Annotated in this window: 12 protein-coding genes; 8 read left to right on the forward strand and 4 right to left on the reverse strand. The window is 44.9% G+C overall.

Annotated elements, in window-relative coordinates:
• Nucleotides 1-64: 64 nt before the first annotated feature.
• The 8 genes from DWZ47_RS31305 to DWZ47_RS11830 all read left to right on the forward strand — a co-directional run bounded on the left by DWZ47_RS31305 (nucleotide 65) and on the right by DWZ47_RS11830 (nucleotide 8,743).
• Nucleotides 65-379 carry a hypothetical protein gene (locus tag DWZ47_RS31305; protein ID WP_032851995.1) on the forward strand — a complete coding sequence of 105 codons (315 nt, stop codon included), beginning with the start codon at nucleotides 65-67 and terminating at the stop codon, nucleotides 377-379.
• An 87-nt stretch (nucleotides 380-466) separates the two neighbouring features.
• A complete protein-coding gene (locus tag DWZ47_RS11800) occupies nucleotides 467-2,626 on the forward strand; it encodes a TonB-dependent receptor (RefSeq protein WP_004304076.1) in 2,160 nt (719 codons plus the stop codon).
• A complete protein-coding gene (locus tag DWZ47_RS11805) occupies nucleotides 2,623-3,114 on the forward strand; it encodes a DUF4625 domain-containing protein (RefSeq protein ID WP_004309723.1) in 492 nt (163 codons plus the stop codon). The genes DWZ47_RS11800 and DWZ47_RS11805 overlap by 4 nt, the downstream gene beginning before the upstream one ends.
• A gap of 162 nt (nucleotides 3,115-3,276) precedes the next feature.
• Nucleotides 3,277-3,876, forward strand: a complete 600-nt coding sequence (nrfH, locus tag DWZ47_RS11810) for a cytochrome c nitrite reductase small subunit (RefSeq protein ID WP_004304072.1) — start codon at nucleotides 3,277-3,279, stop codon at nucleotides 3,874-3,876.
• A gap of 39 nt (nucleotides 3,877-3,915) precedes the next feature.
• On the forward strand, nucleotides 3,916-5,397 hold the full coding sequence (gene nrfA / locus DWZ47_RS11815; RefSeq protein ID WP_004304071.1) for an ammonia-forming cytochrome c nitrite reductase: 1,482 nt from the start codon (nucleotides 3,916-3,918) through the stop codon (nucleotides 5,395-5,397).
• A 12-nt stretch (nucleotides 5,398-5,409) separates the two neighbouring features.
• Nucleotides 5,410-6,645 (forward strand): cytochrome c biogenesis protein ResB, encoded by a 1,236-nt coding sequence (locus DWZ47_RS11820; RefSeq protein ID WP_004304069.1) that lies wholly within the window; start codon nucleotides 5,410-5,412, stop codon nucleotides 6,643-6,645.
• Complete coding sequence (locus DWZ47_RS11825) at nucleotides 6,642-7,433, forward strand: cytochrome c biogenesis protein (protein WP_004297090.1); 792 nt, start codon at nucleotides 6,642-6,644, stop codon at nucleotides 7,431-7,433. The genes DWZ47_RS11820 and DWZ47_RS11825 overlap by 4 nt, the downstream gene beginning before the upstream one ends.
• 29 nt (nucleotides 7,434-7,462) lie before the next feature.
• Nucleotides 7,463-8,743 carry an alginate export family protein gene (locus DWZ47_RS11830; protein WP_004304066.1) on the forward strand — a complete coding sequence of 427 codons (1,281 nt, stop codon included), beginning with the start codon at nucleotides 7,463-7,465 and terminating at the stop codon, nucleotides 8,741-8,743.
• Nucleotides 8,744-8,809: 66 nt separating this feature from the next.
• Here the strand turns inward: DWZ47_RS11830 and DWZ47_RS11835 are convergent, their stop codons facing one another.
• The 4 genes from DWZ47_RS11835 to DWZ47_RS11850 are packed head-to-tail and all read right to left on the reverse strand — an operon-like array spanning nucleotide 8,810 to nucleotide 12,724.
• Nucleotides 8,810-9,571 (reverse strand): NADPH-dependent oxidoreductase, encoded by a 762-nt coding sequence (locus DWZ47_RS11835; protein ID WP_004297088.1) that lies wholly within the window; start codon nucleotides 9,569-9,571, stop codon nucleotides 8,810-8,812.
• Nucleotides 9,572-9,611: 40 nt separating this feature from the next.
• Nucleotides 9,612-10,451: an aldo/keto reductase gene (locus DWZ47_RS11840; protein WP_004304064.1), complete on the reverse strand. Its 840-nt coding sequence runs from the start codon at nucleotides 10,449-10,451 to the stop codon at nucleotides 9,612-9,614.
• The gene (locus tag DWZ47_RS11845; protein WP_008774612.1) at nucleotides 10,448-11,641 is read right to left on the reverse strand and encodes an MFS transporter; all 1,194 of its coding nucleotides are present in this window, start codon (nucleotides 11,639-11,641) and stop codon (nucleotides 10,448-10,450) included. Before DWZ47_RS11845 ends, DWZ47_RS11840 begins: the two co-directional genes overlap by 4 nt.
• A gap of 9 nt (nucleotides 11,642-11,650) precedes the next feature.
• On the reverse strand, nucleotides 11,651-12,724 hold the full coding sequence (locus DWZ47_RS11850; protein WP_061448633.1) for an alpha/beta hydrolase: 1,074 nt from the start codon (nucleotides 12,722-12,724) through the stop codon (nucleotides 11,651-11,653).
• Nucleotides 12,725-12,781 lie beyond the last annotated feature (57 nt).

Raw genomic sequence — 12,781 nt, forward strand, 5'->3', positions numbered from 1 at the left:
ACTTGCTGATTATTTTTCATACTGTTATATTTGTCCCGCTATTCTATTAATCAATAGAGGGAGAATGTATCAAAAGAAAAATATAAGGGTATATATAGCATGGATGTTATTCATGACATTCATTCCCTTCTTTGTAGTGAAGACCTTTCACTATCATGGAAGTGAGGATGAAAAGTCGTGTTCCCATGCAAAGCATTCTCACCAATCATCTGATGATTGTGCGATCTGCCAATACTCCCTTTCTTTCTTTACTGAACCTCAACCGATAGAATTTCATTACACACTGACGCTCGTGCCCTACGAGCCGATTATTTACCAGGATAAGGTTGTTTGCAAACGAACTTATTCGCATCATTTACGCGGGCCTCCGGTCGCATGATTACATACTCATATTTTCAATGGAGATAGATTGGCTTTCAATCTATCCTTACATTCATTTTACACATTAAATAAAAGATTGTAATTGATGCGTATCGGAATTATTTCGGGCGTAATAGGGCTATTTGTAACCTTATCCGTCCATGCACAGAAATCCGATTCAATCAAGAGCATGCTTTTGCCTGATGTTGTGGTAACCGAAACGTACCAGCAACGTCAAGCGAAAAAGTCTGCCCTTACGGTTGATGTAGCCGATCAGGATTTTTTGCGCAAACATTTTACAGGAAACTTCATGCAGGCGATGGAGAATATTCCCGGAGTACAGGCAATGGATATTGGTTCGGGCTTCTCCAAACCGATGATTCGCGGAATGGGATTCAACCGGATTGCTGTATTGGAAAACGGAATCAAACAGGAAGGACAACAATGGGGAGCCGATCACGGACTAGAACTGGATGCTTTCAATATCGGAGCAGTCAATGTATTGAAAGGACCCTCTTCACTGCTCTATGGCAGTGATGCAATGGGAGGAGTGATTGATGTTGTTCCGTCGGCTGTTCCTGCTGATAATCGTGTATTCGGAGATGTCACACTGCTGGGTAAATCAGTCAATGGAACCATCGGAGGATCACTGATGCTGGGAATCAGGAAGAATGCCTGGTACTCCCATATTCGTTATTCGGAACAACATTTCGGTGACTATCGTATTCCGACGGATTCTATTGTCTACCTGACACAAAGAATTCCCATATATGGGCGTAAACTCAAGAATACAGCAGGCATTGAACGCAATATCGGACTTTTTACCCAATATCAACGAAGAGCCTATAAAGCGAATTATGCTGTGAGTAATGTATATCAAAAGACGGGATTCTTTCCGGGGGCACATGGCATACCCGATGCGTCACGTGTGGAAGATGATGGAGACAGCCGTAATATTGAATTGCCATTCAGTAAAGTGAATCACCTGAAAGTGACCACCCACCAGCAATATGCATGGGAGAAACTGATCTTGTCAGGCGATTTAGGTTTCCAGAACAATCACCGTGAAGAGTGGAGTGCTTTCCATACTCACTATGGTTCGCAACCCGCACCGGAGAAAGACCCCGACAAGGAACTTGCTTTTAATCTGAACACTTTCAGTGCTTCGGTGAAAGCTCGTTTTATTGGTTCTTCTTCGTGGGAACATACATTGGGGTGGGATGGACAACATCAACGGAACGACATTTCCGGCTATTCGTTTTTACTGCCTGAATATCGCCGTTCCACTACCGGAATGCTTTGGCTTACGACATACAGACCCAACAATGTGTTTTCAGTCAGCGGAGGAGTGCGATATGACTACGGATATATGAATATCTCTTCGCATGAAGATACTTACCTTGCCGATTATCTTCGGAAACAGGGCTATGATCCGGAACAGATAGACTTCTACAAGTGGAACAGTCACTCTGTGAATAAGCACTACGGTGATTATTCTCTTTCTCTGGGATTGGTATGGACTCCCTCCGACAAACATCTGGTAAAGGTGAATATCGGGCGTAGTTTCCGCCTGCCCGGTGCGAATGAGTTGGCTGCCAACGGTGTACATCACGGCACTTTCCGCCATGAACAGGGAGATGCAAACCTAAAGTCCGAACAAGGCTGGCAACTGGACGCTTCTTATCATCTGAAGTACCGGGGAATTTCTTTCTCCGTCTCTCCATTTGTCAGTTGGTTCAGCAATTACATCTTTCTGCGTCCTACCGGAGAGTGGTCTGTATTGCCTCATGCCGGACAAATCTATCGCTATACCGGAGCAGAAGCGCTATTTGCAGGAACTGAAGCTACCGTAGATGTTGATTTTCTACGCAACTTCAATTATCGGATTTCCGCTGAATACGTTTACACCTATAATTGTGATGAACATATTCCATTGAGTTTCTCGCCACCTCCTGTTATGCGCAATACATTAACCTGGCAAAAGAATCGGTATATGTTGTATGCAGAATGGCAGAGCATTGCCCGGCAAAATAGAGTGGACCGTAACGAAGACCGTACAGCCGGAGCAAATCTCTTTCATCTGGGTGGTTCATTGAATATTCCGATAGGTGGAAACAATGAGATTGAAATAACCCTGACCGCCCGGAATATATTCGATACCCGATATTACAATCATCTTAGTTTTTACAGGAAAGTTGAAATCCCCGAACCGGGACGTAACTTCCAGATATTAATCAAAGTTCCATTTAAAAAATTACTGAAATGAAAAATAAATTTTATCTCCCAATGATTAGCCTTTTGGCAACAGTTACTTTCATGTTTTCCTCTTGTGATAATGATGACTCCAGCGATACGACCAAACCTCTGATTGAACTTCACGAACCGGAAGAAGGTCAGGCTTTGGAGATAGGAAACGAACATGGGGTTCATTTTGAAATGGATTTGTCGGATGATGTCATGCTGAAATCCTATAAGATTGAAATTCATAGTAATTTCGACCACCATTCACACGGAGGTAATAGCAGAGCTGCACAGGAAACAGTAGATTTTAGTTTCAACAGATCCTACGATGTGTCCGGACAGAAAACCGCCCATATTCATCATCACGATATTGTAATACCGGCCAATGCTACTGCAGGAGATTATCATTTGATGGTTTATTGCACGGATGCCGCAGGTAACGAATCTTATATCGCACGCAATATCAAATTAAGTAATGAGGTGGAAGACGAAGACCATCACCATGATGAATAAGACAATACATAGAGAAAGAATGAGGTGAGGTCAAAAAGGGACGTTTGACACATTCCCATTCTGTTTTTTTACGTAATGAGTATTTTTTCTTTCGAAAGGTGTAATATCTATTACACCTTTTTTGTTTCCAATCCTTTACTTTTGTGAAAAATACTTTTTCGTATGATGAAGTTTCCAATAATAAATCGACTCTTTCCTTCTTATAAATGGAAGGTAGCGGCTGTCATCATTGGCGGTGTTATTGTGGGTGGAGGAGCACTGTTTATGTATATGCTCCGGGCGCATACCTATCTTGGAGATGACCCGGCTGCATGCGTGAATTGTCACATTATGACTCCTTACTATGCAACCTGGTTCCATAGTTCACATGCCCGGAATGCCACTTGCAATGATTGTCATGTGCCGCATGAAAATGCTGTGAAGAAATGGACCTTTAAAGGTATGGACGGTATGAAACACGTGGCTGCATTTCTTACCAAAAGCGAGCCGCAGGTCATTCAGGCTCATGAAGCCAGTTCCGAAGTGATTATGAATAATTGCATCCGCTGTCATACACAACTCAATACGGAATTTGTGAAGACGGGGAAGATTGATTATATGATGTCACAGGTAGGAGAGGGGAAGGCTTGCTGGGATTGCCATCGTGATGTTCCTCATGGTGGAAAGAATTCCCTGTCCGGTACTCCGGGAGCGATTGTTCCTCTTCCGGAATCGCCTGTTCCCGAATGGCTTTGGAAGATGGTGAATCAGAAAGATAAATAAGAAATGAAATACGTAATAAAATAATAAAACCGATATACAATGGAAAAGAAATTAAAATCATGGCAAGGATGGCTGTTGTTCGGAGGTTCAATGGTCGTTGTATTTGTTTTGGGATTATGCGTTTCTGCGTTGATGGAACGGAGGGCGGAAGTTGCCAGCATTTTCAATAACCGTAAAAACGTTATCAAAGGGATTGAAGCACGAAATGAACTGTTTAAGGATGACTTTCCCCGTGAATACCAGACTTGGACGGAGACTGCAAAGACTGACTTTGAGAGTGAATTTAATGGAAATATTGCTGTAGATGCTTTGGAAAAACGTCCTGAAATGGTGATTCTATGGGCGGGATATGCTTTCTCAAAAGATTATTCCACTCCACGGGGACACATGCATGCCATTGAGGATATTACGGCATCTTTGCGTACCGGTTCGCCCATGAGCCCGACCGAAGGTCCTCAACCGTCTACCTGCTGGACTTGTAAGAGTCCGGATGTTCCCCGTATGATGGAGGCATTGGGTGTCGATTCTTTCTATAACAATAAATGGGGGGCTATGGGCGCCGAAATTGTGAATCCTATCGGATGCTCCGATTGTCATGATCCCGAAACAATGAATCTTCATATCAGTCGTCCCGCTTTGATAGAGGCTTTCCAACGTCAGGGTAAAGACATCACTAAAGCTACTCCGCAGGAGATGCGTTCATTGGTATGTGCACAATGTCATGTGGAATATTATTTCAAAGGGGATGGTAAATACCTGACTTTCCCCTGGGACAAAGGTTTTACGGTAGAAGATATGGAGGCTTATTATGATGAGGCCGGTTTTTATGATTATATTCATAAATTGAGCCGTACTCCGATTCTGAAAGCACAGCATCCTGACTATGAGATTTGTCAGATGGGTATCCACGGACAGAGAGGTGTCTCTTGTGCCGATTGCCACATGCCGTATAAGAGTGAAGGTGGTGTGAAATTCAGCGATCACCATATCCAAAGCCCGTTGGCTATGATTGACCGCACCTGTCAGGTTTGTCACCGCGAAAGTGAAGAGACTTTACGTAATAATGTGTACGAACGCCAACGTAAAGCGAATGAAATCCGTAACCGTCTGGAACAGGAATTGGCAAAAGCACATATCGAAGCTAAATTTGCCTGGGACAAGGGTGCTACAGAAACACAGATGAAAGATGTGCTCGCACTGATTCGTCAGGCACAATGGCGTTGGGATTTCGGAGTAGCTTCACACGGAGGTTCTTTCCACGCACCGCAGGAAATTCAGAGAATTCTTTCTCATGGATTGGATCGTGCCATGCAAGCCCGTCTGGCTGTATCCAAAGTATTGGCAAAGAATGGATATACGGGAGATGTTCCGATGCCGGACATTTCAACAAAGGCAAAAGCACAGGAATATATCGGCTTGGATATGGATGCTGAAAGAGCGGCTAAGGAGAAATTCCTGAAAACAACTGTTCCGGCATGGTTGGAGAAAGCGAAAGAAAACGGCCGTCTGGCACAGAAATAAGAGAATTTATATATGTGGAGCAAACCATGGAGTTATAAAGAAGGGCTGGTGATTGGCGCAGGATTACTGGTGATAGGGCTATTGCTGCAAATGACAGTGGGAGCCATACATTGGGACCTGTTTGCCTGTCCGGTCAATGTGATTGTGTTAGTGGTTTATATCATTGCTTTGGTAGCCATGCACCTTCTTCGCAAACGTGTCTATTTATTCGGATGGTTGAGTCATTATTCCGCTGCTGTCTCGTCTCTATTGTGGGTGGTCGGCATGACGGTAGTGATGGGACTGATCCGGCAGGCTCCTTCCGGTCATGCTCCGGCTGATCTGCTGGGATTTTCGCAGATGATTTCTTCCTGGCCTTTTGTCCTGCTCTACTTTTGGATGGTCACCGCCTTGGGGCTGACAATCCTTCGCACCGGTTTCTCTTTGAAGATCAGCAGGATTTCTTTCCTACTGAATCATATCGGATTGTTTATTGCACTGATAACAGCCACTTTGGGAAATGCCGATATGCAAAGGTTGAAAATGACAACCCGGATGGGAAGTGCCGAATGGCGGGCTACGGATGATAAAGGTCAACTGATTGAACTTCCGCTGGCTATCGAACTGAAGGATTTCACTATCGACGAATATCCTCCGAAACTGATGTTGATTGATAATGAAACCGGCCGTACGCTTCCCGAAAAATCTCCTGTACATGTATTGTTGGAAGAGGGAGTGACAAATGGCAGCTTGCAGGACTGGCAGCTAACTATTGAGCAATCTATTCCGATGGCTGCTTCTGTGGCTACCGAAGATACTTTGAAGTTTACTGAATTTCATTCGATGGGAGCGACTTATGCTGTCTATCTGAAAGCAGTCAATCAGAAGAATCAAACAACCAAAGAGGGATGGGTAAGTTGCGGTAGTTTTCTTTTTCCCTATAAGGCAATCCGGCTGGATTCTTTAACCAGTATTGTAATGCCGGAACGGGAACCGCAGCGATTTGTATCGGAAGTGAAGATTTACACACAAGAAGGAACGATCACGGGAGGAACCATTGAAGTGAACCGCCCGATGGAGATAGAAGGTTGGAAAATTTATCAACTTAGTTACGATGAAACAAAGGGACGATGGAGCGATATCAGTGTCTTCGAGTTGGTTCGCGATCCGTGGTTGCCGGTTGTTTACACAGGAATAATAATGATGATGGCAGGAGCCATCTGTCTGTTTGTCAGCGCACAAAAGAGGAAAGAGGAGGACAAAGCATGAGTTGGGAATACTTTATACTATTTGCAATAGCCGCACTGGTTTGTTGGGCTTTGGGAGCTTTTGCTGCCTGGAAAGGTACAAAAACGGGATGGGCTTATGGATTTACTTTCTTAGGTCTGGCTATTTTCTTCAGTTTCATTATCGGAATGTGGATTTCATTAGAACGTCCTCCGATGCGGACAATGGGAGAGACACGGCTGTGGTATTCTTTCTTCCTTCCGTTGGCGGGATTGATAACCTATGCACGCTGGAAGTATAAATGGATTTTAAGTTTCAGTTGCATCCTTTCATTGGTCTTTATTTGTATCAATATCTTCAAACCGGAGATTCATAATAAGACGTTGATGCCTGCTTTGCAAAGCCCGTGGTTTGCCCCTCATGTCATTGTGTATATGTTTGCTTATGCTATGTTGGGAGCGGCGACGGTGATGGCCGTCTATCTGCTTTGGTTCAAAAAGAAGGAGATTGAACGGAAAGAAATGGATTTGTGTGACAACCTCACCTATGTAGGTCTGGCATTTATGACATTAGGTATGCTTACCGGAGCTATCTGGGCAAAAGAAGCCTGGGGACATTACTGGGCTTGGGACCCGAAAGAGACTTGGGCGGCAGCTACCTGGTTCGCTTATCTGGTGTATATCCATTTCAGATTGGGCAAGCCATTGAAGGCACGTCCTGCGTTGATTATTCTGTTAGTATCATTTGTCCTGTTGCAAATGTGCTGGTATGGAATCAATTACCTTCCGGCCGCGCAAGGAGTCAGTGTGCATACTTATAATTTAAATTGAAATATCGAATCACTTAAACTTCAATATCAATGAAAACACCTTATTGGTCATTCTTGCTTATGCTATTGCCAAGCATGGCATATACACAAAACACGGAGAAAGAGAATGAATTTACGATGTCTATGCAAATCAGACCTCGTGCGGAGTATCGGAATGGTGCATTGACTCCACGGGATGAAGGGGTAGCTCCTACATCTTTCATCAATAACCGTGCACGCCTCTCGATGGATTATAAACGTTCGGATCTGGAACTAAAGATGTCGGCACAGCATGTCGGTGTTTGGGGACAAGACCCGCAGATTGAGAAGAACGGGCGCTTTATGTTGAATGAGGCTTGGGCGAAACTGAACTTTGATGAAGGGTTCTTTGCTCAACTGGGACGTCAGTCATTGATTTATGATGATGAACGTATTTTGGGAGGACTGGATTGGAATGTAGCGGGCCGTTACCACGATGCATTGAAGCTGGGATATGCCAACAAAAATAATGAAGTCCATCTGATTCTTGCTTTTAACCAGAATAATGACAATAGAACAAGTGGAGGTACTTACTATGATTCTTCTACCGGACAGCCTTATAAGAATATGCAAACCGTCTGGTATCATTATAAAGCGGATAATGTTCCGTTCGGAGCTTCTTTGTTGTTTATGAATCTGGGATTGGAAACGGGTGATAAAGCCACGGATGATTCTCATACCCGCTATTTACAAACAATGGGTACTTACCTCACTTATAAGAATAGTAACTGGAATCTGGATGGTGCTTTCTACTATCAGATGGGTAAGAATAAAGCTGCGGAGAAAGTTTCAGCTTTGATGGGTAGCATACAAGCCGCCTATACGTTTAATCAGACATGGGGAGCCGTGGCTAGTTTTGATTATTTAAGCGGTGATAAAGGAAATGGCGGTAAGTATAAGGCTTTTGATCCTCTTTATGGGACCCATCATAAATTCTATGGAGCAATGGATTATTTTTATGCTTCTACATTTGCAAACGGTTATGCACCGGGATTGATGGATGCTCGTATCGGAGGTCGTTTCCGTCTATCTGGCAAGGTAGATATGGAACTTAATTACCATTATTTTTGTACAGCTGTAAAGGTTCAGGACTTGAAGAAATATTTAGGTTCGGAAGTCGATTATCAGATAAACTGGTCGATCATGAAAGATGTGAAACTCTCTGCCGGATATTCTTTTATGCGTGGTACGAAGACGATGGACGCTGTGAAAACCGGCAATCATAAAAGCTGGCAGGATTGGGGATGGGTATCGTTGAATATCAATCCGAAAGTATTTTTCACTAAATGGTAGAGAAATAAACAGAATGATGAGAATCCCGGTTGACTTATGTTGACCGGGATTTTAGGACTTTGATCTCTATACCGAATATCTGCTTTTAGCCGAGGTAAATCCCTGTTGACTTAAGGCATCCGCAACTCCTTTGTAATGAAACGGATGTCGGTAGAAATCAGCTGCCAGGTCTGTCCAGTTGCCTACACGATTATTCCATGGACGTTCTTTAAGATAATGGGCGTAGATAACGTCATATTCAGCGAGTTTATCTTTTAAATCAGTCTTATATGTCTCTTCGAAAAAGACAGCCTGTTGTGGAAAACGAGGCTTTAATCCCGGTTCTTCTGCGGGGTAGCCGATACATAATCCCAACATAGGAAAGACATATTCCGGAAGTTGCAATTCATGGACAATTTCCAGCGCATTTTTACGTACATCTCCAATAGGGACTGTTCCCAATCCCAATGATTCGGCAGCCACGACAGCCGCTTCGAGAGCGATACCGACTTCATGAGCTCCCACGAGCAATGTGTCAATGTCCTGCATTACTTCATCGAGCGTTTGCTCTTTCTTATGGCAGGCAAGAGCCACCCTATGGTAATCAGTACAGAACACGAGGAATACGGGAGCTTCGGCAATGTGTACCTGATTTCCGCATAATTCGGCTAAACGTCTTCTATGGTCGGTATTCTTTACTGCAATTATGGAAACGAGTTGCAGGTTTACCCAGTTCGGTGCGGCTTGTACGGCACGGATGATGGAGTTTAAATCTTCATCACTTACCGTTCTGTCGGTGTATGAACGGATGGAACGATGTGCCAGCATACTATCTATGACTTTATTCATTTTTCTTATTATAGTTCATAATTTATAGCATTTCATGTTATTACCAACCTGCCAATGGTATTTTCCGTGCCGGTGCGGGAAACGCGGTATCCAAATCATGCAAATCTTCCTCTGTCAGATGAATGGAAAGGCTTCGGAAATTATCTTCCACATGGGTTACATTACCGGCTTTGGGTATGGCAATGATACCGAGCTGACGCATCGTCCACGACAATGCGATTTGTGCAGGCGATACATCGTGTCGCCGGGCGATTTCCACCAATGTATGGTGGTGCAGAAGTCGTCCTTCTCCGATGGGCGAATAAGCCATAAGTGGCATTCTACGGGCAGCGCACCACGGCATGAGGTCGAACTCTATGCCCCGGTCGCCGAGGTTATAGAGTACCTGATCGGTGGCGCAGCCGCTTCCACCGGACAGTGAAACAATACGTTCCATGTCGGCTGTGTCCATATTACTGACACCCCATAAACGGATTTTTCCCTCTTGTTGCAATTCGGTCATCGCCCGAACGGTTTCTTCATAAGGATGGCGTCCTTTCCAGTGCAACAGGTAGAGGTCGATATACTCCGTTCCGAGCTTCAGCAAACTTCGTTCACAGGCGAGTTTCGTTCCACGATAGCTTGCATTACTCGGTAAAACTTTGCTCACGAGAAGCACTTTCTCTCTACAGTCGCGGACAGCTTCGCCTACCAGTTCCTCGTTGTCGTACATCTCGGCAGTATCGACAAGGTTCATTCCCAGCTCGATGCCATGTTGTAATGCCCGTATTTCTTCATGCCGCCGTGCGGCGGATTGTCCCATTTTCCATGTGCCTTGTCCCAACGGACAAACAGTTTGTCCATTCGGGAAAGTGATTATTGGTCGTTCTGTTTTCTTCATATTGTCACTGCCATTATGTGTTTATTGCGGCTCATTAAGCTATTCCTGATAATAATGCTTGCCACTCCGACAAGCAGGAATGCCACAGCTCCCAACGGAGATGATTGTGTTCCCCATACGGTTATGAACATGCCACATATTGCCGTTCCCAACGTTGTTCCGAGATTTGCGGCGGTCAGGAACAATCCGTTGGCAAAATCGGGTGCTTCGGTTGCCGACGTAGATACCATGAATTGATTCCCGTTATTTGCAATACCTGCGAATATTCCCAATATCAGAATGACGATTGACGTTGGTACGGTCAGTTTCCCTAGTCCGTAAAGTACGAGATAAAGTATCGCCATGATGGCAGGTACGTATTTCAACGTGGCGAAAGGACGTTGTGCCAACAATTTTCCGGCTGCGATATTTCCGACGATATTTGCCATGCCGTAAACAAACAGCAGAAGGCTGATTACCTTGAAGGAGACATCTGTAACCGTTATCAGGTAATCGGACAAGTAGCTGTAAAATCCGAACATGGCTGCATTCATCAGTAATGCCGCAAGGAAGGAGTTCCACAATACGGGTTTTTTCAAAACGCTGAGTTGTGTGCCATACGATAACCGTTCCTTAACGGGCATGGACGGTATGAGGAAAATAGTGGCGAGCAGTACAAATGCATTAACAACGGTAAAAAATACCATTGCTGCAGAGAATGAAAATTCACTGGCGATGTAGCTCGTCACGGGCACTCCGAGCACCATTCCTGCCGATACTCCGGCAAAGATTTTGGAAACGGCTTTCGGAGCATCCTCCCGACTAACGGAAGAGGCTGCGGTTGAGAAAGCGATGGATACATAGAGCGGATGAAAGAATGCCGGAATCGCACGGGTTATCAACAGTACGGTAAAGTTCGTCGTGAAGACCGAAACGAGGTTGGAAATCACGAACACGGACAAGGCGAGCACCATGACCGTTTTACGGTTTACCCGTGAAAAAAGTAACGGTACGACGGGAGCAGAGAAGGCAATGATCAGCGCAAAGAGGCTGACCGTCCAACCCGCATCCGGCACCGTAACACCGAAGGTTTCGGCAATGATAGGGATGATGCCCACTACTCCCATTTCAGTATTCAATATTCCGAATACTCCGAGTGTGAGGATGAACATCAACAAGTGGTTATGCTTATTTTTAGTTGATATACTCATGTTTTTATTTTATTTGAGGTTTGACTTGAAAAATGCTTCCAGTTTGTCAAACGGAATCTTCCGGTCGTAAAGGTCGGTGTGGTTGGCTCCGGGAACGATTAGTAATTCCTTGTTGTTGCCCTTGAGGCGTTTGAAGGCATCCTCGCTGAAATAACGCGAATGGGCATTTTCGCCGTGAATGAGCAATACAGCATTATCAATCTCGTGGATATAGGTTAACAATGGCATATTGATGAACGAAAGAGCCATCGTGGGGTTCCATGCACCATTAGAATTGATGGCACGGGCGTGAAAAGCACGTTCAGTCTTGTAATAATCGAAGTAGTCTTTGACGAATTGCGGCTCGTCGCCCTTGATGCTAGTGGGCAGACCGGGCGTACCGGGAGTGGCCGTGCCGTTCTGTGCATCACGGGTCCGGATAGCATTCATCGCCTCGCGTTTGTTGCGGCGTACTTCGGCACTGTCCTCGGCATCGAAATAGCCGTTGGCATTCACGCGGCTCATATCGTACATTGTAGAAGCTACTGTTGCTTTGATGCGCGTGTCCATTGCCGCGGCATTCAGTCCCATACCACCGAATCCGCAGATGCCGATGATACCGATGCGTTTGGCATCTACATTGGGGTGTGCAATCAGGAAATCCACTGCCGCGCTAAAATCTTCGGTGTTGATGTCGGGCGATGCCACATTACGGGGTTCGCCACCGCTCTCGCCCGTATAAGAGGGGTCGAACGCAAGGGTGAGGAATCCGCGTTCGGCCATTGTCTGCGCATAAAGTCCCGATGACTGTTCCTTCACAGCCCCGAAAGGGCCGCTAACGGCAATGGCAGGGACTTTACTTTCGATATTCTTGGGTTCGTACAAGTCGGCGGCAAGTGTGATGCCATAGCGGTTTTTGAAGGTTACTTTACGATGATTAACCTTGTTGCTCTGTGGGAACTTTTTGTCCCATTCCTGTGTAAGATTCAATGTGTCCATATGATTACTTGTTTTTTGATTTGTAATACCGTTCGTGCAGCCGGTAAGCAACCCCATACTTAACAAGGCTGCGATAGCTGCGGATTTAAAATTCGCTGTTCTCATCATTCTATTATTTAAATGGTTATTGTTCTATTTCATATTGCAAAGGTACGGCTATAA

It is taken from the genome of Bacteroides sp. AF32-8BH, from assembly GCF_003435205.1.
In the GTDB taxonomy this organism is placed as follows: Bacteria; Bacteroidota; Bacteroidia; order Bacteroidales; family Bacteroidaceae; genus Bacteroides; species Bacteroides ovatus.